Annotated in this window: 25 protein-coding genes; 13 read left to right on the top strand and 12 right to left on the bottom strand. The window is 64.7% G+C overall.

The window, feature by feature from the left end:
• Positions 1-21: 21 nt before the first annotated feature.
• Genes accB through FXB38_RS34095 form a run of 5 tightly spaced genes read left to right on the top strand, consistent with a single transcriptional unit; the run spans position 22 to position 3,902 of the window.
• Positions 22-498: an acetyl-CoA carboxylase biotin carboxyl carrier protein gene (gene accB, locus FXB38_RS34075; RefSeq protein WP_187435333.1), complete on the top strand. Its 477-nt coding sequence runs from the start codon at positions 22-24 to the stop codon at positions 496-498.
• Complete coding sequence (accC, locus tag FXB38_RS34080) at positions 498-1,853, top strand: acetyl-CoA carboxylase biotin carboxylase subunit (RefSeq protein WP_148755323.1); 1,356 nt, start codon at positions 498-500, stop codon at positions 1,851-1,853. Before accB ends, accC begins: the two co-directional genes overlap by 1 nt.
• Entirely contained in the window at positions 1,850-2,512 is a 663-nt protein-coding gene (pxpB, locus tag FXB38_RS34085; protein ID WP_148755324.1) for a 5-oxoprolinase subunit PxpB, read from the top strand. The genes accC and pxpB (FXB38_RS34085) overlap by 4 nt, the downstream gene beginning before the upstream one ends.
• Positions 2,509-3,492: a 5-oxoprolinase subunit C family protein gene (locus FXB38_RS34090; protein WP_148755325.1), complete on the top strand. Its 984-nt coding sequence runs from the start codon at positions 2,509-2,511 to the stop codon at positions 3,490-3,492. The genes pxpB (FXB38_RS34085) and FXB38_RS34090 overlap by 4 nt, the downstream gene beginning before the upstream one ends.
• On the top strand, positions 3,477-3,902 hold the full coding sequence (locus tag FXB38_RS34095) for an acetyl-CoA carboxylase biotin carboxyl carrier protein (protein ID WP_148755326.1): 426 nt from the start codon (positions 3,477-3,479) through the stop codon (positions 3,900-3,902). The genes FXB38_RS34090 and FXB38_RS34095 overlap by 16 nt, the downstream gene beginning before the upstream one ends.
• On the opposite strand, the gene FXB38_RS34100 is transcribed toward FXB38_RS34095, so the two are convergent.
• The 9 genes from FXB38_RS34100 to FXB38_RS43185 form a co-directional block, all read right to left on the bottom strand.
• Positions 3,895-4,662, bottom strand: coding sequence for a LamB/YcsF family protein (locus FXB38_RS34100; RefSeq protein ID WP_148755327.1), 768 nt, complete (start codon positions 4,660-4,662; stop codon positions 3,895-3,897). The two genes, FXB38_RS34095 and FXB38_RS34100, sit on opposite strands and share 8 nt — an antisense overlap.
• Positions 4,663-4,753: 91 nt before the next feature.
• Positions 4,754-5,731: a 5-oxoprolinase subunit C family protein gene (locus tag FXB38_RS34105; RefSeq protein ID WP_148755328.1), complete on the bottom strand. Its 978-nt coding sequence runs from the start codon at positions 5,729-5,731 to the stop codon at positions 4,754-4,756.
• Positions 5,728-6,423 carry a 5-oxoprolinase subunit PxpB gene (gene pxpB, locus FXB38_RS34110; RefSeq protein ID WP_430640206.1) on the bottom strand — a complete coding sequence of 232 codons (696 nt, stop codon included), beginning with the start codon at positions 6,421-6,423 and terminating at the stop codon, positions 5,728-5,730. Before pxpB (FXB38_RS34110) ends, FXB38_RS34105 begins: the two co-directional genes overlap by 4 nt.
• 139 nt (positions 6,424-6,562) lie before the next feature.
• Positions 6,563-7,657: an ABC transporter ATP-binding protein gene (locus FXB38_RS34115; RefSeq protein WP_148755329.1), complete on the bottom strand. Its 1,095-nt coding sequence runs from the start codon at positions 7,655-7,657 to the stop codon at positions 6,563-6,565.
• An 11-nt stretch (positions 7,658-7,668) separates the two neighbouring features.
• Positions 7,669-8,733 (bottom strand): extracellular solute-binding protein, encoded by a 1,065-nt coding sequence (locus FXB38_RS34120; RefSeq protein WP_246230336.1) that lies wholly within the window; start codon positions 8,731-8,733, stop codon positions 7,669-7,671.
• A gap of 28 nt (positions 8,734-8,761) precedes the next feature.
• Positions 8,762-9,568 carry an ABC transporter permease gene (locus FXB38_RS34125; RefSeq protein WP_187435334.1) on the bottom strand — a complete coding sequence of 269 codons (807 nt, stop codon included), beginning with the start codon at positions 9,566-9,568 and terminating at the stop codon, positions 8,762-8,764.
• A complete protein-coding gene (locus FXB38_RS34130; RefSeq protein WP_246230338.1) occupies positions 9,565-10,497 on the bottom strand; it encodes an ABC transporter permease in 933 nt (310 codons plus the stop codon). Before FXB38_RS34130 ends, FXB38_RS34125 begins: the two co-directional genes overlap by 4 nt.
• 221 nt (positions 10,498-10,718) lie before the next feature.
• Complete coding sequence (locus FXB38_RS34135; RefSeq protein WP_187435335.1) at positions 10,719-11,921, bottom strand: pyridoxal phosphate-dependent aminotransferase; 1,203 nt, start codon at positions 11,919-11,921, stop codon at positions 10,719-10,721.
• Positions 11,914-12,717, bottom strand: a complete 804-nt coding sequence (locus FXB38_RS43185; RefSeq protein WP_187435336.1) for an SDR family oxidoreductase — start codon at positions 12,715-12,717, stop codon at positions 11,914-11,916. Before FXB38_RS43185 ends, FXB38_RS34135 begins: the two co-directional genes overlap by 8 nt.
• 264 nt (positions 12,718-12,981) lie before the next feature.
• Here FXB38_RS43185 and FXB38_RS34145 point away from each other — a divergent pair, with 264 nt between their 5' ends.
• Positions 12,982-13,641, top strand: a complete 660-nt coding sequence (locus FXB38_RS34145; RefSeq protein WP_246230344.1) for an SDR family NAD(P)-dependent oxidoreductase — start codon at positions 12,982-12,984, stop codon at positions 13,639-13,641.
• Between the two features lie 176 nt (positions 13,642-13,817).
• Here FXB38_RS34145 and FXB38_RS34150 read toward each other — a convergent pair whose 3' ends face one another.
• The gene (locus tag FXB38_RS34150) at positions 13,818-14,291 is read right to left on the bottom strand and encodes a DUF6314 family protein (protein ID WP_148755335.1); all 474 of its coding nucleotides are present in this window, start codon (positions 14,289-14,291) and stop codon (positions 13,818-13,820) included.
• 123 nt (positions 14,292-14,414) lie between these two features.
• On the opposite strand from FXB38_RS34150, the gene FXB38_RS34155 reads away from it, so the two are divergent.
• A complete protein-coding gene (locus FXB38_RS34155; protein WP_148755336.1) occupies positions 14,415-14,642 on the top strand; it encodes a hypothetical protein in 228 nt (75 codons plus the stop codon).
• A gap of 155 nt (positions 14,643-14,797) precedes the next feature.
• Here FXB38_RS34155 and FXB38_RS34160 read toward each other — a convergent pair whose 3' ends face one another.
• Positions 14,798-15,697 carry a helix-turn-helix transcriptional regulator gene (locus FXB38_RS34160; protein ID WP_148755337.1) on the bottom strand — a complete coding sequence of 300 codons (900 nt, stop codon included), beginning with the start codon at positions 15,695-15,697 and terminating at the stop codon, positions 14,798-14,800.
• Between the two features lie 296 nt (positions 15,698-15,993).
• On the opposite strand from FXB38_RS34160, the gene FXB38_RS34165 reads away from it, so the two are divergent.
• The 5 genes from FXB38_RS34165 to FXB38_RS34185 all read left to right on the top strand — a co-directional run bounded on the left by FXB38_RS34165 (position 15,994) and on the right by FXB38_RS34185 (position 22,107).
• On the top strand, positions 15,994-16,236 hold the full coding sequence (locus tag FXB38_RS34165) for a hypothetical protein (RefSeq protein WP_148755338.1): 243 nt from the start codon (positions 15,994-15,996) through the stop codon (positions 16,234-16,236).
• 26 nt (positions 16,237-16,262) lie between these two features.
• A complete protein-coding gene (locus FXB38_RS34170) occupies positions 16,263-16,514 on the top strand; it encodes a GCG_CRPN prefix-to-repeats domain-containing protein (RefSeq protein ID WP_148755339.1) in 252 nt (83 codons plus the stop codon).
• A gap of 236 nt (positions 16,515-16,750) precedes the next feature.
• A complete protein-coding gene (locus FXB38_RS34175; protein ID WP_148755340.1) occupies positions 16,751-19,444 on the top strand; it encodes a T6SS phospholipase effector Tle1-like catalytic domain-containing protein in 2,694 nt (897 codons plus the stop codon).
• A gap of 78 nt (positions 19,445-19,522) precedes the next feature.
• Complete coding sequence (locus FXB38_RS34180; protein WP_148755341.1) at positions 19,523-20,194, top strand: response regulator; 672 nt, start codon at positions 19,523-19,525, stop codon at positions 20,192-20,194.
• Positions 20,191-22,107 (top strand): sensor histidine kinase, encoded by a 1,917-nt coding sequence (locus FXB38_RS34185; protein ID WP_148755342.1) that lies wholly within the window; start codon positions 20,191-20,193, stop codon positions 22,105-22,107. The genes FXB38_RS34180 and FXB38_RS34185 overlap by 4 nt, the downstream gene beginning before the upstream one ends.
• A gap of 135 nt (positions 22,108-22,242) precedes the next feature.
• On the opposite strand, the gene FXB38_RS34190 is transcribed toward FXB38_RS34185, so the two are convergent.
• Positions 22,243-22,527, bottom strand: coding sequence for a hypothetical protein (locus FXB38_RS34190; RefSeq protein WP_148755343.1), 285 nt, complete (start codon positions 22,525-22,527; stop codon positions 22,243-22,245).
• 234 nt (positions 22,528-22,761) lie between these two features.
• On the opposite strand from FXB38_RS34190, the gene FXB38_RS34195 reads away from it, so the two are divergent.
• Complete coding sequence (locus tag FXB38_RS34195; protein ID WP_148755344.1) at positions 22,762-22,983, top strand: cysteine rich repeat-containing protein; 222 nt, start codon at positions 22,762-22,764, stop codon at positions 22,981-22,983.
• Positions 22,984-23,033: the final 50 nt, after the last annotated feature.

Genomic DNA, 23,033 nt, shown 5'->3' on the forward strand with positions numbered 1-23,033 from the left:
GACTTGCCGTCAACGCGGAGCGTGACCGTGGACCTTCCCAAAATCGAACAACTCGTGGATCTGGTTGCGCGCTCCTCCATCGCGGAGCTGGACCTTACGCAGGACGGCACCCGTATCCGCATCCTCAAGCGCGCGTCTGCCGGAGCGGCCCCGGTTCCGAGGCAGCCAGCAAGCGGAGGCAGCGTTGAGGCTCCCCTCCTCGATCGCCAGGGAAGTCCTGCGCCCGCTGTGCCTACCTCGGCCACCGCCGACATTGTCGTGCCTGCGCCGATGCACGGCGTGTTCTACCGGGCTGCGGCTCCGGACGAGCCGCCGCTGGTCGATGTCGGCGCGCGGATCGAGGCTGGGCAGAAGATCTGCATCATCGAAGCGATGAAGACCTTCATCGACATCGCCGCCGAGGCACCAGGTGTCGTGCTTGCGATCCTCGCGGAGGACGGTGACGAGATCGAAGCGGGGCAAGCCCTGTTCCGGATCGGTCCCGCGGGTTCGTCCTGATGTTCAACAAGGTCCTGATCGCCAATCGCGGCGAGATCGCGTTTCGTATCCAGCGCGCCTGTCGCGCCATGGGTCTCAAGACGGTCGTCATTCACTCGGAGGCGGATAGCGACGCACGCTATGTCGCACTCGCCGACCAGGCGCTCTGCATCGGGCCGGCGCCGGCGAGCAGCACCTATCTCAACGTGGCGGCGATCCTGCTCGCGGCCGAGGTCAGCGGCGCTCAGGCCATTCATCCGGGTTACGGGTTTCTCTCGGAGAGCGCGGAGTTCGCCGATCGGGTCGTGCGCGCCGGTCTCAACTTCATCGGCCCGCCCGCGGATTGTATCCGGACCATGGGCGATAAGGTCGCGGCCAAGCGCGCGATGCGACTGGCGGGCGTGCCTTGCGTGCCGGGGCCGGACAGCGCCCTGCCGGATGATCCTGCCGAAGTGCGCGCGATCGCGCGGGACATCGGATATCCCGTCATCATCAAGGCTGCCGGTGGCGGCGGCGGGCGCGGCATGCGGATCGTGCGCAACGCGAGCGCGCTGGACGAGGCCCTGGCGCTGACCCGCGCGGAAGCCAGCAAGGCCTTTGGGAATGCTGCGGTCTACATCGAGAAATTCCTCGAAAAGCCCCGCCATATCGAGATTCAGGTGCTATGCGACCAGCATGACAACCATCTCTGGCTCGGCGATCGCGACTGCTCGCTTCAGCGCAGGAACCAGAAGGTCGTCGAGGAGGCTCCCGCACCCGGCATCGATCGCGCACTGATCGAGCAGGTGGGCGCAAGCTGCGTCGAAGCCTGCCGGCGGATCGGCTATCGCGGCGCCGGCACGTTCGAATTCCTCTACGAGGACGGGCAGTTCTTCTTCATCGAGATGAACACGCGCGTCCAGGTCGAGCATCCCGTCACCGAGATGACGACGGGAATCGACATCGTGAGGGAGCAGATCCGCATCGCGCAAGGCGAGCCGCTGGGCATCGCGCAAGGCGAGATCGCGCGCGTCGGCCATGCGGTCGAGTTCCGCATCAATGCCGAAGACCCCACCACCTTCGCGCCCTCGCCCGGCACGGTGAAGCGCTGGGATATGCCGGGCGGCGTCGGCATCCGCGTCGATTCGCATATCACAGCCGGCGCCACCGTTCCCCGTCACTATGATTCACTGATCGGCAAGCTGATCGCCCATGGCGGCACCCGCGAAGAAGCTCTGGCGCGTGCGCGCGTCGCCCTGTCCGAACTACGCGCCGAAGGCATCCGAACCAATGTGCCGCTGCATCAGGCGATCCTCGCCGACCCGACCTTCTGCCGTGGCGGCTATGACATCCATCATCTCGAGTACTGGATGAATGCGCGGGTGGCCTCGCGATGACGACGCCGGGCCGGCCGCGGATCAGCCTGCTCGGGACATCAGCCCTCCTGTTCGAGGCGCCTGGCGCGTTCGACCTGCCGCATCAGCGGCGCATCTGGGCGCTGGCCGCCGCCGCTTCGAGATGGCCAGGAATCCGCGAAGCCATCCCCGGCATCACCAATTTGATGCTGACCTTCGAAACGCCGCCCCGCGAGCTGGACGGGCTGATCGCCGCGCTCAACGACGGCTGGGACGCAGCGGAAGGCCTCGCGATTGGCGGCCGCGAGATCCGGTTGCCGGTCAACTATGGCGGCGAGGTCGGATCATCGCTTCAGTCCGTCGCCGATCATTGCGGCCTGTCCGTGGACGACGTGGTGTCGATCCATGCCGCACCGCTCTACACGGTGTTCGCACTCGGGAGCCATCCCGGCTATTGTTACCTCGGCGGCATGGACCCGCGCATCACCATGCCGCGGCGGCAGATACCGCTACAGCGTTCCGCGGGCGGTTCGGTCTCCATTGGCGGATCGCAGACCGGCGTCTCCGCATCGCCCGGGCCGAGCGGCTGGCACGCCATCGGGCATACAAGCTGGACGTTCTTCGATCCGTCCTGGCCTTCGCCGGCCGCGCTCGCACCAGGTGACACCATCCGTTTCGAGATCAAGCAGGTGATCCGTTGATCGAGATCCTGTCGGTCACAGGTCCCGCCAGCGTCCAGGATCTCGGCCGCTTCGACCAGTATCGCTTCGGGATCGGCACGGCGGGCGCGATGGACGACGTTGCGCTACGCGCCGGCAACATCCTGCTCGGCAACGACGAGAACGCTGCCGGCATCGAAATCCCGATGGTGCCGTTCCGCCTCCGTTTCGACCGGGACATGGCCTTTGCGCTCACGGGCGCCGGTGTCGAGGCCGAAATCGACGGACGCGTCATCCCGCCATGGTGGCGGTCGCACGCCCGCGCCGGAGATCTTCTGGACATCAAGGCGATGCCCCGCGGCGCACGACTTTATCTGACCGTCGGCGGCGGCATCGACGTGCCCATGGTGCTGGGCTCGCGAAGCACGCAGTTTCGCGGGGAGTTCGGCGGCCTTCACGGACGTCCGCTCCAGCCCGGGGATATCCTGCCCTGCACCGCGTCAGCCGCGACCATCGGCGAGCTCGGGGTCGAGCCGGCCGAGATCACGCTCGCGCGACCGAACACTGCCGCGGACGAAACCATCGTCAGGGTCGTGATCGCCGGCGAATATGACGGGTTCGACGCTGCCACGCAGGCGCTGTTCTGGTCCAGTAGCTGGAAGATCACGCCCCAGAGCAACCGCTATGGCTACCGCCTGCAAGGCCCCGCCGTGAAGCCGAGAGTGCCGATCGAGAAACGCTCGCACGGCATCGTCCCCGGCGTCATCCAGATTCCGCCGAACGGACAGCCGATCATCCAGATGCGCGACGCCCAGACATCCGGCGGCTATCCGAAGATCGCGACCGTGATCCGCGCCGATTTGTGGCGCGTCGGGCAGGCGCGGCTCGGAAGCAAGCTGCGGTTCGAGCAGACGGCCTATGCCGAAGCGCTGGCGGCCGAGGCCGAGATGTCAGCGTATATCGAGCGGCTCAGAACCATTGTGCGTCTTATCGAGGAGATCAGAACATGCCGATCAAGCTGACCGATATCGCGCGGCTGGCGCAAATCCTCGAAAGGTCCGGCGTCGACACGATCGAGATCGAGGAGCCCGGCCAGTCCCTGAAGCTCGTCGTCGATACGGGCCCGCGAATGGCCGCGTCACCGACGCCTGCCGCACCGGCTGCTGACCATTCCGTCATCGCCAAGGCCGACGTCGCAGGGCATTTCCTCGCGGCCCATCCCTGGCGGGACAAGCCGTTCGTCGCACCGGGCCAGCACATCCAGGCCGGCGCGATCGTCGGCCTCGTCAAGATCGGCTTGCTGTATGCGCCAATCGTGGCACCGGCCGCCGGCACCGTCGATGCCGTGATCGCGGAGCCTGGTGCAACGGTCGGCTACGGCACACCGATTGTGCGGATCCGCCCGCCCTCCGGGAGCAGCCCGATCAATTGAGCAGGACAGTTGCGGGCGCGACTTCGCCGCCGCCCTGCTCGATCACGCGGCGCACCGTGCCGGCGAGGTTGACCGATCCGGGCGTGTCGCTGTGGATCAGGATCGAGCGCGCCTCGACCTTGATCGACTTGCCCTCAATCGTCTGCACGGTGCCACTATCAAGAAAACGCTTGACCCGCTCGGCCACCGCATCAGTCGAGGCGATGACGGAGTTGGGAAGCTTGCGGGACACCAGATGGCCGTTCTCGTCATAGGCGCGGTCAGCCAGGAACAGAGTGAGGATGCGCAGCCCCACCTTGCGCGCAGCGCGCACGATCGCGGCGTCCGGCTGCGAGAACACGATGAAATCGCGATTGATGGTCGCAATCGCACGGGCAACCACATCGGCCATATCAGGATCGGCATTGACCATGTTGCCCATCGCCGCATGGAAGCTGACATGGGTCACGCGGTGACCGGCATTGGCTGCGATCGCCTGCAAGGCGCCGATCTGATAGACCATGTGCTTCTCCAGCTCAGCCGCATCCATCTGGATGACGCGGCGGCCAAACCCGAGCAGATCGGGCAGGCCCGGATGGGCACCGACCTCGACCCCCTTCTGCTTCGCCAGGCGGACCATGCGATCCATGATGATCGGATCGCCGGCGTGGAAGCCGCACGCCACGTTGGCGGACGAGATGATGCCCATCAGCGCCTCGTCGTCGCAGATGCGATAATTGCCGAAACCTTCGCCCATGTCCGAATTGATGCCGATTTTCATGCTCGCACCCTGCTCTTGTTGTTGTTGACGTCTACTTTTGTTTGAGCATGATCTTTTCGGAAGACCGTTTCACACTTTTCCGGATCATGCTCTAAAGCTCTCGATAGAGATCCGCGGTTGCTCGCAGCTTCGCGAGATAGTCGTTGACGGGAGCCATGGCCGCGACCGCGTCCTGGTAGCTGACCTCGCAGAAGGCGATGAACGATCCAGGTGCCGCCTGGCCGAGGCGCCAGAGATCGGCCTCAATCACGGCCGCCATCTTTGGATAGCCACCGGCCGTATTGGCGTCGCTCATCTGGATGATCGGCTCGCCGGCCGGCGGCACTTGCACGACGCCAGGCACAACGCCATGCGAGCGCATCTCGACCGGTGCGTCCAATGTCAGCTTGCCGCCGGTGAGACGGTAGCCGCCGCGGTCGCTGCGGGCACTGATCTTCCATCTCGTGGACCAGAACGCCGCCTGCATCGCCTCCGAAAACAGGTCATATTCGCCGGCCCGCAAGACGCGTATCAATAGCACACGGTCATCCGCTGGAGCGGCGCCCGCGATCGCCACATCCGGCGGCGCGACTCCAAAATCGAAGCGGCCGTCGCTCCTGTGCGGCGAACGCCCGATCGGCACGGCGTCGCCGGCCTGCAAGGTACGGCCCTCGAGCCCGCCGAAGCCGCCGCGCAGATGCGTGCTGCGCGAGCCCAGCACGCGCGGAACATCGATGCCGCCGCCGAACGTTGCGTAGACCCGCGCGCCACGCCGCGGCGCGATGACCGCGAGAACGTCCCCCGCCTTCGCCCGCATGCACCACCACGGCCGGACGGTTGATCCCGCCAATGTCGAGGCGTGATCTGCGCCGGTGAGCGCAAACGCGGCATCTGTCTGGAAGCGCAGGCGGAACGGAAAGGTCTGGATCTCGATGCCGGCCGCATTGTCATCATTGCCGAGCAGCGCATTTCCCGCGGCAAGCGCGACGGGATCCATGGCGCCCGACGTGCTCACGCCGAAACGACGCGCGCCGCGGCGGCCGAGGTCCTGGATGGTGTTGAAGGCGGGGCTGGTCAGTATCTCGATCACAGCTCGATCCGATCGATCCTGAATCTGACACGGTCGCCCGGAAGCATGAGCGAAGGCTGTTCAGACCGCGGGTCGAACATCGCGACCGAGGCCCATCCGATGGCGTTCCATCCATTCGGACTTGTCAGCACTGCAACGCCGGTTTGCATCCCGCCGATGGTCACCGAGCCCGCGCGCATGCTGAGTGACGGCACCGATTTGCGCGGCATTTGGATGCGCGGATCAAGGCCATGGAGGTAGCCGAACCCCGGCGAGCTCGCGACCGCGCAGACGGTGTAGTCGCCTTCGCTGTGGATCCTGATGACCTCGCGTTCGGACAGTCCGGAACGGCTTGCGACCGCCGGCAAATCGAAACCGAACTCCCCGCCATAGACCACAGGAATTTCGATCACCTTGCCGCCGGTCTTGCGGCTCGGCGTACGATGCCACAGTTCGGCGATCGAAGCGCTGAGCATGCCGATATCCGCGGGCGGCTGCTCGAATACGAGCATCACATTGGTCACGCCAATGACGGCTTCCTGGACGTTGGGCCAGGCGGAAACAGCATCCGCCAGGGCCCAGATGCGTCCCTGCTGAACCAGGTCAAAATCACCCGGCGCCTCGACCAGCATCGCAAGTGTGCCGATCAGGCTGATCTTCGGGCTTTTCTCGATCGTGCCGACAAAGGGGGCGCTGGGCTGATTAATCGACAAGAGGGCCTCGCTGGTCCAACGCTCGTGGGCGCCGCCAACCTCAAATCTAGCCACGCAGCGAAAGCCGATCCAAGACGGTGTTCGTCTGCGGGTATAAGAGATGTCGATTGCCCGCGAGACGCCGCACTCGTCCCGAGCTTCAGTGACGCACGATGACGTGATTGCTGGGCGACTCCCACCGCGCGACAACCTCCTCGCCCACGGCGTATCGAAGTCCCGCTTGCTGCGATTGATTCTGCTCGAACACGATGATCTGCCCGCCGCTCGGCGTCTTGAGGTAGTAGTGACTGACGAATCCGCGATAGATGGCCTGGTCGACACGCGCCATCACGCTATTGGCACGTTGCTCCGTCGGACCCTGGCCAATGCGCTCGACGAGGATCGCTTCGGGCCTGATCGAGACCATCACGTCGCTGACGGATTGCGGTATCTGATCGACCTGAAGGCTCAATTCGGGCGATACACGAACGACCGCTCCGTTCCCGTTTCGCTGCTCGATGGAGCCCTCAAACAGATTTGACGCGCCGATGAACTGCGCGACGAATTTCGAGGTCGGGCGCTGATAGATTTCGGTCGCCGAGCCGACCTGCTCGAGCCTGCCATCGCGCATCACCACGATCTTGTCGGCCATCGTCAGGGCTTCGTCCTGGTCGTGGGTCACCATGACGGTGGTCAGACCGAGCCGGCGCTGAAGGGCCCGCAGCTCGACCTGCATGCTCTCGCGCAGCCCCTTGTCGAGCGCCCCGAGCGGCTCGTCGAGCAGCAGCATGGCCGGCTCGATCACCAGGGCGCGCCCCAGTGCGACGCGCTGCTGCTGGCCGCCGGACAGCTGCGCCGGATAGCGCTTGCCGAAGCTGGAGAGCTGGACGAGATTGAGCGCCTCACCCACCTTCCTTGCAGCATCGGCCTTGGATATCCCGCGCATTTCGAGGCCGAATGCAATGTTCTCCTCGACGGTCAGGTGAGGAAACAACGCGTAGTTCTGGAACAACATCCCGACGTTGCGGCGATGCACGGGAACGCCGGTCATCCTGTTGTCGTTGACGAACACGTCGCCGGATGTCGGGCGGATCAGCCCCGCGATCATGCGAAGGCAGGTCGTCTTGCCGCATCCGCTCGGACCGAGCAGCGCCACCATGTGGCCCGGTTCGATCGTGAGCGAGACGTCGTCGACAGCGACGGTGCGGTTGTATTCCTTGCTGAGGCGCTCAAGCCTAACTTCGGAAGACCTCATGACAACCTGCCTTAGCTCGTGAACACCTGATTATAACGCTCCAGCCACGGACCGCGGCGCGGAACAATGAACTTCCAGTCCGGCGTGAACAGTCCGAGATCGGCCGCCTTGGTGTCGGGATAGGCCAGGAACTTGGCCGTCTCCGGCTTGAAGTCGATGCCGCCCACCGAGGGCGCGCTGAGCGTCTGCTCGGACAGCATCTTGGCCACCGAGGGCTCCAGGATGCGGTTGATCAGCGCACAAGCAAGCTCCGGTTCAGGCGCATTCTTGACCAGCGTCATGCTGTTGATGCCGGTGAATGCGCCTTCCTTGGGGAACGTCATGTCGAGCGGCATGCCCTTGGCCGTGTGCGGATAGATCGCCTTCGAATATTCGATGCCGCCAATCGTCGCCTGACCCTGGGCCACCTGGAGCACCTGCGCCTCGCTGTCGTAGATCGTCAGGACGTTGGGCTTGAGGGTCGCGAGCTTGTCCCAGCCGCTATCGACCAGGTATTGCGCTTCCTTCAGCGGCTTGCCCGTCGTGAGCGCCGTCGCCACGATGAGCATCAGCACGCTCTGGGTATTCTTGGGCGTGTTCAGCAGGATCTGCTTGCGATACTTGGCTTCGAATATCTGCTCGTAGCTCTCGAGCGGCTTCGTCACTTGGGGATTGATGAACATGGCCGCGCTCGAGATCGAGAAGCCGACGCCATAATCCTCCTCGAACAGATAGCGCGGATAGACCTTCGCAAGATTCGGGATCTTGCTCGCGTCGAGCTTGTCGATCAGCCCTTCCTGCTTGGCCTGGGGGATGCCGACATCGTCCATCATCATCATACTGAAGCGCGGCGTATCGCGGGTGGCGCGGAGGGCGGCGATGTTCGATAGCGTCGCGCCTTCGATCGTGAAGACGCGGCACTTGAACTCGGCCTCGAACTTGGGAATGACCTCCTTCTGGATCAGCTTGCCCAGCGCGGAGTTGTAGACGCCGACATGCAGCTGCTTGGCGTCCTGTGCCCACGACCGGCTGATGATCGTGGGGAAAGCAACCGCGGATGCACCGGCTTTAATGAGAGTCCTACGTGTCAGCTTCATGGGTCCAATCTCCATCTACCAATGCACATTAAGCGGCCAACGCACGGCGAAGACCGACCAGTTTCTCCAGCAGCAGCACGCCGACCATCGCCATCAGGATGATGATCGTCGACATCGCAGGCACGGAAGGATCAAAGACGTTGACCAGTTGCCGCATCAGGACGAGCGGTACAGGCGAGTATTCCGAGTTCGCTAGCCACATCGTGACCGGATAATTGTCAAAGGACACCATGAAGGCGAACAGTCCGCCGGCGGCGACGCCGGAGGCGATCTGCGGCAACGTCACCCGCCAGAAGGTCGTCAGCCGGTTGGCCCCAAGCGTGCGCGCGGCGTCCTCCAGGTTCTCATCCACCAGCTGAAGGCTGGTGACGACCGTGCGGATGACATAGGGCGACGTCACGACCACGTGCCCGATCAGGAGGTTGAGCCGCGCATCCTGCGAGCCGAGCTTGGTCAGGACCTGAAGCAGCGCCAGGCCCGTGACCAGCGCCGGGAAAATCAGCGGCGACAGCAAGAACCCCTTGATCGCGGCCAGGCCGAAGAAGTTGCCACGGACCAGCGCAAAGGCCGCGGGCACGCCGAACAGGAGCGAGCCCACCGTCGTGCCAAGCGCGAGCAGGATGCTCAGCCTCATCGCCTCGAGGAAATCGCGGTCCTGGAGAACCTTGGCATACCATTTCAGCGTGAAGCCCTGCGGCGGGAACGTCACGAAATAGGAATCGGAGACCGACACCGCCATGACGAGGAGCAGCGGCGCCAGGATGAACAGCATCATGCCGGCGGTGATGGTGTAGAGGATGAAGGCACCGAAGCCGGAAAATCGCTCGTCCGTCATTCGGGCCTCCTGAGACGCCGTCCTTCCAGAAGCCACATCGAGACGCCATTCACCGCCAGGACCAGGCCGACGAGAACGGCGGCAATCGCGGCGCCGAACGGCCAGTCGTAGACGACGAAGATCTGCTGCTCGATCAGATTGCCGAGCATGATCGCCGAGGCGCCGCCCAGGATCGCAGGAATGACGAAGGAGCCGGCGGTGAGGGAGAATACCAGGGTAAATCCCGCCACGAAGCCGGGCATGCTCAACGGCAGCGTCACGCGGAGGAACACCTTCCACCATGGCGCGCCTAACATCCGGGCTGCATCTTCGAGGTTGGGATCGATCTTGCCGAGCGCCGAGGCCAGCGGCAGAACCATCATTGGGAAGAACACGTGCAGCGACCCGATGACGACGGCTACTTCGGTGTAGAGGACCGATATCGGGGCATCGACGATATGCAGCGTCATCAGGATCCAGTTCAGCATTCCCTTCGGACCGTTCTGCAGCACGAGCTGCCAGCCGTACCCACGAACGACCACGCTGACGATCAGGGGCGCGATGACGATCAAGGTGATGATGCGCGTGACCATCGGACGGCTTTTGACCATCACCAGTGCAACCGGATAGGCGAGCAACGTCGCGAGCGCGGAGGTGATGATGCTGATCCGCAGCGTCGTCCAGAGCACGCGTGCGTAGAGCTCGACGTTGATCAGACGGGCGTAGTGCGCAAGAGTGAACGGACGGCCGATGATGCCGCGGCTGTCCTGTGTCTGGATGCTCGAGAACAGCAGCCCCAGTGCCGGATAGAAGAAGAAGTAAGTCAGGAATGCCAGCATCGGGACGGCGAGAAGCCCGACCGGCAGAGCCAGACGCCACCTCGACGCCCACCGGGTTGCCGGTGGAGCTTGAACACCCAAGACCGCCACAGCATCGTCGCTGGTGGTCATCGCTGGCCGTCCTCGACTGCGCGATACCAAGGCAATACCCCTCTTTGCACAAAGCTTATGCGTCGATATCCTACAGGACCAAGAACATCTTCGTTTAGGGGCATTAAGAAGGATTATGACAGTTGGTTCGGCATACTGCTCCGATCTTGGTCGACGAATGCCGCTGGATGCATCTTTCGTTCTCCACTGAGGGCCAAGCCCCCTGACATATCGACGCCCGGTCAGCGCAGGCCTTCGCAGAAGCTCGCGATACGCCGGCAGCCCTCCTTCAGCGATTCGGTATCGGTCGCATAAGAAATGCGGAAATACGGACTCATGCCATACGCGCCCCCGGGCACCGCCGCGACATGCTGCTCCTCCAGGAGAGCCGAAATGAAGTCGGCATCGGTCTCCAGCCGGCGCCCGCCCTTCGTGGTCTTACCGATGCAACCGGCGATGTTGGGAAACACGTAGAAAGCTCCCTCAGGCTTGTGGCAGGTAATCCCGGGAATCTGATTGAGGAGCTTGACCACCAGATCGCGCCGGTCGCGATAGATGTCAGCGCGCTCCTTCAGGTAGTCCTGCGGTCCGTCCAGGACCGCGACGGCCGCTGCCTGGCTCACCGTGCAGATTCCGCCGGTCGCCTGACCGTGGACATTGTTCATCGCCGCAATCAGGTCTTTGGGACCGCCGCAATAGCCGACCCGCCAGCCCGTCATGGCGTAGGCCTTGGACGCGCCGTTCACGGTCACGACGCGATTCCTCAGCTTCGGCTCGACCTCCGCGATGGTGCAGAACTCGAAACCGTCATAGGTGAGATGTTCATAGATGTCGTCGGTGAGAATCCAGACGTCGGGGTGCCTCAGCATGACGTCGGCGATCGCGCGCATCTCGTCGCGGGTACATGCCGCGCCGGTCGGATTGTTGGGAAAATTAAGGATCAGCCACTTGGTCCGGGGCGTGATTGCCGTGTCCAGATCGGCCGGGCGCAGCTTGAACTGATTGTTCTCCGGGCACGGCACGGCGACGGGCTTCGCTTCCGCCAGGAGCACGATGTCGGCATAGGTGATCCAGCCCGGTGCAGGAATGACGACCTCGTCGCCTGGGTTGCAGGTCGCAAACAGCGCGTTGAAGATGATCTGCTTGCCGCCATTGGCAATCAGGATCTCGTCGAGGGCGTAGTCTAGATTGTTCTCGCGCTTGAACTTGCGCTGGACAGCGGTCCGCAGCGCGACGGTCCCCGGCTGCGCGGGATATTTGGTATCGCCCGCCAGCGCCGCCCGATGCGCGGCCTCGATCGCATGCGGCGGCGTCGGAAAGTCGGGCTCGCCGGACGACAGGCCGACAATCTTGACGCCCGCGGCGCGGAGCTCGCGCGCCTTGTCCGTCATCGCCGCCGAGGCCGATACTTTTACGGTCTTCAGGCGGTTCGCGAGTTCAGGCATCGTCGGCTCCACTTCTCATGTCTTTCAAACGTGCGGCCTCGGATCGGCTCGCAAATCGCAGTTCGCCGACAACCTGGAACGTGGGGACGACCTCGATCGTCGCGACGTTCATCCGTGCCGGCGACCCCACCGCGAACGCAATGGCATCCGCAACGTCTTCGGACTGGAGCGTCTCGAACGCGCCGACGAAACAGGCATCCGGATTGTCGGCGGAATTCTGGTGTTGGAAGATGCTCGTTGCCACGCGTCCGGGCGAGACTTCGGTGACGCGAACGCAGGTCCCGTAGAGATCGACGCGCAGCTGGTGCGACAGCGAATGAATGCCCGCCTTCGTCGCGTGATAGGGCACGGATGAATTGAATGTCGTCGCGTTCTCGCCGAAGGCATAATGGCCGGCGATCGACGAGACGTTGACCACGTGGCCGCGGTTGCGCCTCGCCATGCCTGGCACGATCAGCCGCGTCAGGTGCAGGACCGCGCGCAGATTGACGTCGACCAGCGTGTCGACATCATCAGGTGCAAGATCCAGGATGCTGCCGCGCCGCGACTGGCCGGCATTGTTGACGAGAACGTCGAACTCGGCCGAGCTCGCAAGCCGCGTCAACGCGTCGAGATCGTTCACATCGACGGCGCATGCGTGGCATCCGGTCTCGGCCAACAGGCTTGCCAGCCGGCGGACGTCGCGCCCCAGCGCGTGAACCTCGAGCCCCCCGGTGCGGAGGCACCGAACCGTCGCAGCCCCGATACCCGAGGATGCGCCCGTCACCAACGCCGTTCGATAGTCCGAAAATCCCATCCGCAGGGCTCTTTCGCGGTCATGCAGAGCGGCGGAAAATTAAGTGCATGGGCCCACGCACGCATAGAGCGGATTTGCTCTGCCCTCATAAGGACATCCAATATCCCGGCCGAAGTCGTCGGCTCGCGAGCCATAAGCACGCCCAATGCCGGCAGAGTGAATTTCTCTTACTCGCCGTCACGCCTGTCCCCTTACATTTCGCGATACTCTTGGCTCACCCGTAGGAGACGGACCCGGATGTTGGAAGTCGGCAATCGGATCGTCATGGTCACTGGGGCTTCGCGCGGCATTGGACGCGCGGTCGCCGACCGGCTCCTGTCATCGGGCTTCCGCGTATCGGCGGGGCTTCGCGATCCGAGCCGGCTCGCGGAGAGCGAGAGACTGATGACGCATCGCTACGACGCCGAGGAGAGCCCGCTCGCGTGGGTCAACGCGACGGTCGCACGGTGGGGCGGCGTCGATGCCATCGTCAACGCCGCCGGAATCAATCCGAAGGTCCGCGTCTCCGACGAGGGTGAGACCGAACTGGACGAAATGTGGCGCGTGAACGTCAAGGGTCCACTGCGCCTCGTCAGAGCCACCCTGCCCCATCTGGCCGTCTGCGGTCATGGGCGGGTCATCAATCTCGGTTCGCTTTCCGGAAAGCGCGTCGGAAGCAATGTCGGCTACGCCATGACCAAGTTCGCAATGGTCGCCCTCACCCACGGCATTCGCCGCGAGGGGCGCGCGGCAGGTATTCGGGCGACGGTGATCTGCCCGGGCTATGTTGCCACCGACATGACGCTGAACGACGACGAGATTCCTCGCCATGAGATGAGCCAACCGGGCGACATCGCGCGGCTGGCGGAGACCGCGCTCATGCTGCCGAACAACGCATCGGTTTCCGAGATGCTTGTGCACTGCCAATTCGAGCCGATGCTTTAATGCTCGGACGGAACCGCTGCCCCCACGGAGACCGTTCGGTTTGATACGAAAATCGAAAAGTTGGTGACAGAGTCATTGACGGAGGCCAAACTCGAACTGGAGCGCCGCATCCGATTTTGACATGGGCCGCTTGCAGGCGGAGTGCACCATCAACGGCGGCATTGTCTCCGTTCGATCTAATCCGAGCGTAACGAGATGCGCCTGTAGGTCGTGATCATCGTGTAATCCTTGCGCGGACCCGCCACGACGTGGCAAATCACAAAGCCACCATCGGCGAGGAAAGTGTAACTCGACTGATAATGGTCGAGATTGCACAGATGGCCGGCGCTTCCGTTCAAGGCGCCGTCGTCAGATGCGCACAGTGAGATCGTGTGAAACAGCCGCGGCGGAGATTCCTCGAAGAAGACCTCGAATCCGTCCTCGTGTTTGCGAAACACGTACTCGCGCTCCGCTTCAAGCTCGGTGCCGTTTTGGAGCGTCAAGCGTCCCTGCTCGCGATAAGCGAGGCGCTCCGCATCCAATGGCGTGAAGGTCGCGAGGCCCTTCATGCGCCCTTGACCTTCGATGACCCGGTCGAACGACCAGGCGCCGGCCAGCCGCGTCATCACCTGCGAAGCATCATCCCAAGCATCGATCATAGTTTCGTTCATGTGCTCTGGACCCAAGCGTCCGGCCGCTCCGTGGTTTCGCAAAATCCGCGGGCCGCGCGTTCGACTTTGCCGTGCCGTTACCTATATCCCAACGACAACGCGTGTCGAGGCAGCGAGCAAGTGATGGCCAGGAGACCCACGACCGACGCCGACGACCTGCCCCGCTACTTCGTCTGGGTCCGCGGCCTCGATGGGCCCGAGCCACAGAAATGGGTCGACATGGAATTTGGCGTCGGCGACTGGAAGCGGCCACTGGTGCTGGCCTGGCTGGAGCTGCCAGTGGACGAACGGCGCCTGCCGCTGTCGACGCTGGCGCGGCGATATCCGCCGCCGACGGTGGAGATTTTGTAGGGTGGTTAGCCCCGCGGATTGCGCGAAGCGCAAACCGCTAGGCGTAACCCACCACTGTCTGTCTCGACGGGAGCAGAAAGCTGCGAACGCAGCCCTCACTTGCCCCGCGCTGCGGTCGGCGTCAGGCCGAACCTGCGGCGAAAGCAGCGTTTAAATTAAGAGAGATCGTTGAAGCCGCAGGCGAAGGCGATGTCGCTGATGCGGCCTTCGCGATGGGTCAGCAGGTCGGCCGCCTTGCGCAGGCGCAATTCGGTCAAGCGGGTGGTGAAGCTCGCGCCTGCCTCGAACAAGAGCTCGTTGACATAGCGCTCGGAAAGACCGGCCGCACCGGCGAGCTTTTGTGCGGAAAAATCCGGCTCGTGGAAGCGCGCCTCGAGGATCGACAGCACGGTTTTCAGCCGCACCGCGCGCAGGCCCCGGCGCCGTGCCGCGGCCGCAACGTCGCTGCGGGCGCCCAAGCCAATCGCGGCGAGATCGAGCAGATGGGACGCGATCGCCATGCCGGCCTCGTCGGCGGCCGCGGGATGACGAAGCAGCAGATCGCTGTAATCCATCACCAGCGACAGCGCGCCGCCGGGCTCGAGCTCAGAGCCGACGAGGTCGTCGATATCAGCGACCATCGCGCGGAGTGAATCCACCGGCAGATGCACGTTGGTGAAACGCTTCTGGCTCGCGCCATCGGCGGCGAAGAACGGCTCGTCGAGCTTGAGCAGCACCATCGATCCAGGGCGCATGGTGAATTCGCGGCCGCGATGGACCACCTGCGAGGAACGGTCGCCGGTGTTGCGTACGAGGCAAAAGCGGTCATCCCCGGTCTCGATCACCTGGCGCTTTTCCCGCCGCACCGTGACGAAACTGCCGTCGCAGCGGCCGAGCATGGTGGTGCCGATATGGATCGAGTTCATCGTGGCGCGAAACGGCACGTCGGAGGCCGGATCGAGCTCGCCGGTGTTGGAAAAATGCTCGAACAGCTCGGCGAAACGGATGAAGCGCTGCCGGTCGGACAGACCCTGCGGCAGCGTCTCGGTCGAGAGCGACTTCCTGATGACGGACATCGGTAAGGACTTCCGGAAAAGGCTTCTTCGAAAAAAAATCGCGCAGAAAACGATTGAACCTTGCCAGCCGGGGATGAACCCGCGCTGAAGGTCGATGGTCACAGGCTACCAGTACGGCCATCTGATTCAAGCTGCGCCGGTCAGTCCAAGCTGCGCCGCATCTGGCGCCGGACAGTCCAAGACGGCCCGCCGGGCCCCGTCCTATTCAGGCTGCGGATGCGACATCCCGCCACACGCGAATCGCGTCCGGGCAACCGGGCGGCCCCGGCCTGACGCCCGCTGGAGGAGACAACGACATGCGAACCTCTCTACCCCGCAGCCTCGTGCTCGGCGGCGCCATCGCGACCAGCCTCTGCATCGGCTACGCGCTCGGCGCGCAACCGCACATGGACGAGGCGGTGGCGATCCTGCAATCGGCCCGCGCCGAGCTTGTCAAGGCCGAGCCCAACAAGGGCGGCCATCGCGAACGGGCACTGGGGCTGATCGACCAGGCGATCACCGAAGTGCGCGCCGGCATCGCTTTCGCAGCCACCCACTGACACCCATACATCAGGGAGCAAGACGCATGATACGAACCGTGTTTGCCGCGGCGCTCGCGCTCGGCGCAATCGTCAGCTCGGCCCAGGCCATGCCGCTGGCGCCGTTTGGCGCCCAGGGCGTTGACGATGTCGTCGCGGTCGCGGGCGGCTGCGGCGCCGGCTGGCACCGCGGGCCCTATGGCGGCTGCTTGCGAAACTTCGCCAACCCCGCCGCGCATGCCTGCCCGCGCGGCTACCATATCGGCCCCGGTGGTGGCTGCCGCGGCAACGGCAGGTAAGCGCCCGCTAAATCGCGCTTCGCAAAACACGTCATGCCCGGAGCCTGCTCCGGGCATTTTCTTTTTGCCGATTGTGGCGGAGATCATAGACAGCGGAGTAGGACGGCGCAACCCTGCTTGCTACCTCAGCGTGATTGTGAGCGAAATACATCCAATACTTCTTGATGCAACCACTATTTGAAGGATGCCGCCCGAGCGGGCTTAAGGCATCCCCAACTGAATTTTCGGAGGTGTCCATGACGCACCAGGAGGCGGCGCTGCATGGCGGTCCTGCCAAGCCGGACCATACGCACGATCATCCAGATGCCGCAGGGAATGCACCAGACGCACGCCCGCCGCGCAAGCTGGTGCTGTTCGCTGACGGCACCGGCAACGCCTTCACCACCCAGGAATCCAGCGTCTGGCGTCTCTACGAGGCGCTTGACCATACCAAGCCCGACCAGATCGCTTACTACATCAAGGGCGTCGGCACCGCCGGCTGGGCGCCGCTCGCCGCGCTCGACGGCGCCACCGGCATCGGCGTGCCCGCCAACGTCCGCAAGCTCTATCGCTTCCTGTGCTGGAACTGGCGCGAGGGCGACGAGATCTACATCTTCGGCTTCAGCCGCGGCGCCTTCACGGCGCGAACGCTGGCAGCGCTGATCGCGAGCCAGGGGCTGGTGCCGGCGGTGATCGACAAGATCGCCGTGTCGCATGCGGAGATGCAGCGCAACACGATGGCCGCCTGGCGAGAGTATCGCAAGCAATCAGTCGGCTATCGCAGCCTGCCGACGATCTGGGTCGTGCGCTGGCTCCGCGACGTGCTGATCTATCTCTATGATCTCGTTTTCCGGCATCGCTCTTATGCCGGCGTCCGCGAGGCCATGGACGGCCGCAAGGAAGTCAAGATCGAATTCCTCGGACTGTTCGACACGGTCGAGGCGTTCGGTGTACCGATCGAGGAGCTCCGTGTCGCGATCGACTGGGCGATCTGGCCGATCTCGTTTCGAAACTACCGGCTCTCCGACAAGGTGAAGCACGCCTGTCATGCGCTCGCGCTCGATGACGAACGCACCACCTTCCATCCGTTGCGCATCGACCAGGCCGGGCTTGCCGAGGAGCAGATCGTCAAGGAGGTCTGGTTCGCGGGCTCCCATTCCGACATCGGAGGCGGCTATCCGGAATCCACGCTGTCCTTCGTGCCGTTGGTGTGGATGGCCGAGCAGCTCGGCAACCAGCTCCGCTTCCAGGGCGGAACGATCGCGCGCTTCCGCGAGTACCAGTCGGCGATCGGACCGATGCACGATTCGCGCAGCGGCGCCGGCGTGCTGTACCGCTACGGCCCGCGGCCGATCCACGACCGCGTGGAAGATGGCGGACCGCCGGTGGTGCACTTCGGCGTAGTCGAGCGCATGCTGCACGGATGCGACAATTACGCGCCGCTGATGCTTCCGGCAAATGCCAAGGTGCTGCTGCCGAACGGAGACGTGCTGCCGCTGACGCGGGACGAAACGCGCAAGGCCATGAGGTCCGCCTACGCGAAGCGGGAAGGCGATGGTCACAAGGCGGCCGAAGCCGACGCCTTCATGGCGATGAGCCCGCCGAATCCCGAGATGGCACGGCAGGTCCTCGACACCGTGTGGTGGCGCCGCTTCGCCTATTTCTCGCTGCTGATCGCGCTCATCATCTTCGCCGCATGGCCCTGGATCGCGCGCTCGGTCGTCGGCTCGTCCAAGCAGCACGGGCTTGAGGATACCATCCTGCTCAAATGGATCACGGCGATCGACAACGGCACTAGCACGGTCGTCAAGCCGTTCGCCGATCTGCTCGCGAGCGTGCTGCCGTCCTACGCGGCACCGTGGCTTGCGATCGCGCTCTATTATCCCTTCGTCACCACGGTCCTCGTCATCATCATCCTGATCGCGTGGAACAGGAATGCGGCGCTGCGCGACAGCATTCAGGAACGCGCACGCCTCGCCTGGTACCGGCCCGACCGGATGGCATCGCGAAGCCGGGTCAGCAAATCCGGCTGGTTGCTCGCGATCGGCCGCTGGATGCGACTGCATGCCTGGCCGGTGCGCATGGCCTTCACCAACGTCCTGATGCCGGCGGCCTTCCTCATCGCCATTTTCGGCTCGGGACTGCTGTTGCTGTCGCGCGGCTATCTCGACTGGCGCGCGGGCGTCGGCGACTTCTGCAAGAGCAGCGCATCGACGCGTGCCGTCGGTGACACGCCGGTGACGGCGCGCGACGGCGAATTGTTCGACGTCAGCGATTTCTGCTGGCCGAGCCGCCTCGCGGTGGAGAAGGGCCGCAAATACCGCGTCTGGATCGAGATGGCCGATCCGTGGTTCGACCGCACCATCATGACCGGCCTGAACGGATTCAAGACACCGCCGGATCCGACCCACCGACTCGCCGTCCCGATCCTGCGGCTGCAGGGCGCCGACTGGTTCCAGCCGGTCGTGCGGGTGGGCGCGCGCGGATCCTACGATCTGCCGCTGCAGCCCATCAACGGACTGCCGGCAAACGAGCTGCCGCGGCGGGTCAATTCGACGGTGCCGGCCTATGAGGACGAGAGCAAGGACAACTACCCGATCCATGTCGAGGACTCCCCGGAGTTCAAGACACAAGGCAGCGAATTGAATCGCGTCTGGAAGCCGTTCGGGGATTTCGAGCCGATCCCGGCCGCGGCGCTGCCGGCGGCGCGCGCGCTCTGGCGCAAGCAGGGCTTGTCCGAGCTGTTCGTCGCGGAATTCGAGGCCCCCGAGGCCGGCGAGCTGTTCTTCTACGTCAACGACGCCGTCCAGCTCTTCCCGCGGTTCATCTCCACGCGGCTCGCGCCGCGCTGGCTGGTGCCGGTCCAGGGCCGGCGCGTCCAGTTCTACAAAAACAACAGCGGAACGGCGACGATCCGGCTCCAACGGTTGCCAGCGCCCCCGCCCCCATGATTATGGGTGTCGCGCCCGCAGCGCCGCGGCTAAGCTTGCCGCGCGCGCCGCGGGGGACACGCGGCCGGGACCACGATCATGACGGACCAGGGCGAGACCGGTGAAGCCATCACCATCCTCCTCGTCGAAGACGACGCACCGACCTGCTGGCGTCTTCAGGACGCGCTGGTGAAGGCTGCTTACGAGGTGCGCACGGCCGGCTCGCTCGGTGAGGCCCGCAGTGCGCTTGCCGCTAGCGCGCCGCGCGTGCTGCTGACCGATTTGCGGCTGCCCGACGGCCATGGCGTCGAGCTGATCCGCGAGACAAGACGGCGCTTTCCGGACACCGAGATCATGGTGATCTCCGCGCTGGGCGACGAGGAAAGCGTGATCTCCGCCATAACCGTCGGCGCCACCGGCTATCTGCTCAAGGACGCCTTCCCGACCGACATCGCCACCACGGTGCGCGATCTCGTCGCCGGGCATTCGCCGATCTCGGCCTCGATCGCGCGCTTCATCGTGCGGCGAACGCAGAACTCGGCGGAGCCGCCGCCCGGGCCCGCGCTCAACACCGCAAAGCTCACGCCGCGCGAGATCGACATTCTCTGGGGCATCGCCAAAGGCTTCAGCTACGCCGAGATCGCGAGCCATCTCGGCCTGTCCAGGCAGACCGTGCCCGGCCACATCAAGAACATCTATCGCAAGCTCGAGGTGCACACGCGTAGCGAAGCCGTGTTCGAGGCGGTGCAGCAGGGCCTGATCAAGCTGTGAGCGAGATTGCCGCGAAGGCACCCACGCACACCAGGCGCCGGCAGCTCATGTCACGCCTCGTGCCTTATCTGCTGCTTCAGGCGTTGATCGTGATCGCGACCTTCCTCGGGCTACGGTTACTCCAGCCTAGCGACCCCGAAGATTTCGCGCTGAGCGGATTTTCACTGAGTGAGGACGGCATAACACGCCCCGTTACGCTGCCGCATTTCACGTCATCGCGTTATTCGCTTGCAGATCCACCGCTCTACATCGGTACCTTCACCTTCAAGAGCGGCGATGCCGGATGGTCCGTGTTCTTGCCGCGCTTCAGCAACGCCGTGGAGGTCGCCGTCAACGGCGTTGTCGTGCTCGACTCCCGCCGCGATGCCAACGCCAACCGGCCGGACCGCAACACACCGCAGATCGCTGCCATCCCCTCCTCGCTGCTGTATGACGGCAGCAACGCGATCACGGTGCGGTTGTTCGTGTGGGGGCCGCTGAAGGGCTTTCTCGACACCGTCTATGTCGGGCCGGACGCGGCCCTGCGTCCAGCCTTCGAGACCCGCACGCTGCTGTTCGTCACATTGCCGGTGGCGTTCTCGGCCTGGCAATCGATCCTCGCCGTCATCCTTGCGATCATGTGGCTGATGCGGCGGCGCGAGCCGGTCTATGGCGTGTTGGCGGCCGCGATGGTGCTGGGCGTGATCCAGGCATTCATGCCGCCGCCGGTGCCGCCGACCACCGTATCGCGGCTCGCCGGGGTGCTGCTCGCCTCGGCGCCGATCGAAAGCGCACTGATCGTCGTCTTCGGCGTGTTGTTCTTTGGCTGGCGTTGGCCTCGCTACGGCATGCTGCTGTTCGTGCCGGGGCTGGTCGTGTTCGTGATCGGCCTGATCGCTGGTCCGCCGCTACCGCGTATCCTATTCCTGTTGCTCGGTATCCCCACTGTCGGGATCAGCCTGTTCCTGATGGCCTACGTCACCGCGGCCGCATTGGTGCGGCGGCAGGATGCCGCGAGCTTCACGATCGGCTGCGCCGTGACAATCGTGCTCACCTGCTGGGTCCACGACATGCTGTCGGTATTCGAGATCGTGACCAATGAACGCACCTTCGTCTCCCGCCTGTCCTATTCGGCGATGCTGGTCGCGATCGGCGCCGGGCTGACCTGGCGCTTCGCCCGCGCGCTGAACCAGGTCGACAGCTTTGCCGGCCAGCTCGTCGCCCGCGTGCGCGAGGCCGAGGAGCGGTTGAAGGCGAGCTTTGTCCGCGAGGAGGCACGCGCGCGGGCCGCAGCCCTCGCCAACGAGCGCACGCGGCTGATGCGCGACCTGCATGACGGCCTCGGCGGCCAGCTGATCAGCATCGTCGCGCTCTCCGAGCGCGGGCAGGAGGGCGCGACCATCACCGATGCAGCGCGCGCCGCGCTGAAGGATCTGCGCCTTGTCATCGATTCCATGGAGGACATCGGCGGCGACCTCATGCTCGCGCTCGGCTCCTGGCGCGAGCGCGCCGCGATGCAGTTGCGGCCGCATGACATCGCGCTCGACTGGCGCGTGGCGACGCCACAGGGCCTGCCGCTGCACCCCGAGCTCAGGCCCTGGCATATTATCCAGATCGTGCGCATCCTGGACGAGGCGGTGACCAATGCGGTCAAGCACGCCGCCGCGCGCCACATCGCGGTTGCCATCGAGACGCGCGATGACGGCCAGGGACCGTACGGCGTGATCAGCGTCGCCGACGACGGTCACGGCTTTGCGCTTCGCGGCGATGGCCAAGCCGCAGGCGCGAGCCAGACCGCGCGCGGCCTGTGCAACATGCGAAACCGCGCCGTGCGCTGCGGCGCCGTGCTCGATCTGAGCTCGGATGCTTCCGGCACGCGGGTGCGGCTGCAATTGCCGCAGGTCTTTCCCGACAGCGACGCGGCCACGGGCTGAAAAGCCCCCTCCCCGGGCGCATGGGACGTGCGGGGAGAGGGATCGGGCCGGGATGTTGGCCTTGCGAAGGACGGGGGTTCGTTCGCAGGCTCCCTTGGCCCGAAAGAATGCGATCAACTCAATGGAACGAGACCGTCAGCGCACGCCGACGCGATTGACCGGGCCGCCGCGATTCATCGGCGTGCCGGCGCGGATGCCGACGCCGGGCGCGCCCACGCCGGGCGTTGCCACGGCCGCAGCCGCAACGGGTGCTCCAACCACCACCGCCGCGGTCGGCCGCACCACGCAGCCCTTGGGCACGCCGACCGTCTTGCAATAGACCACCGCCTGCGCCGGGCTCGTGCCTAGCGACACCATTGCCGCGCCCGCCAGCATCATCATCGTCAGCCCGGCGCTCAGCGCTCCCATTGTTTTCGACATCTTGCTCTCCTGCTTCCCGTTCGGCGCCCGATGCAATCACCGGGTCTCGCAGCCGACGTGCAGCCTCAATGGCAAAAGACACCGCGCCAAGACATGCCATGAAGATGGGGGTGCGGCGTCCGAGCCACCGAGCCGATGCCATGAACATGGCATGGACCGGCCATGGATCTCCGCGAGATGGTCCGGCGCGCCCGATCCCGAGCGGGATCCATCACAATTCCAAAGAGGTGCTTTATGAAGACTTCAGTTCTTGCCGCGCTGCTGCTCGCCGCCGCCCTGCCCGCCACGGCGCAATCCGGCCCCACGCCGCAGGAGCAGATGGCCTGCCGCGGCGACGCCAGCAAATTCTGCGCCGAGCACATCGGCAAGCCGCCGCAGATGAACGCCTGCCTGCGCGAGAACAAGGCCAAGCTTTCGGACAGCTGCCGCAAGGTGGTGGAGTCGCGTGGGGGGTGAGCGAGCCCGCGGTTCACCCTCCCAGGAGCGCTATGGGATTCCCGGATTTT

The sequence above is a fragment of the Bradyrhizobium cytisi genome (assembly GCF_008123515.1).
Classification (GTDB): Bacteria; Pseudomonadota; Alphaproteobacteria; order Rhizobiales; family Xanthobacteraceae; genus Bradyrhizobium; species Bradyrhizobium cytisi.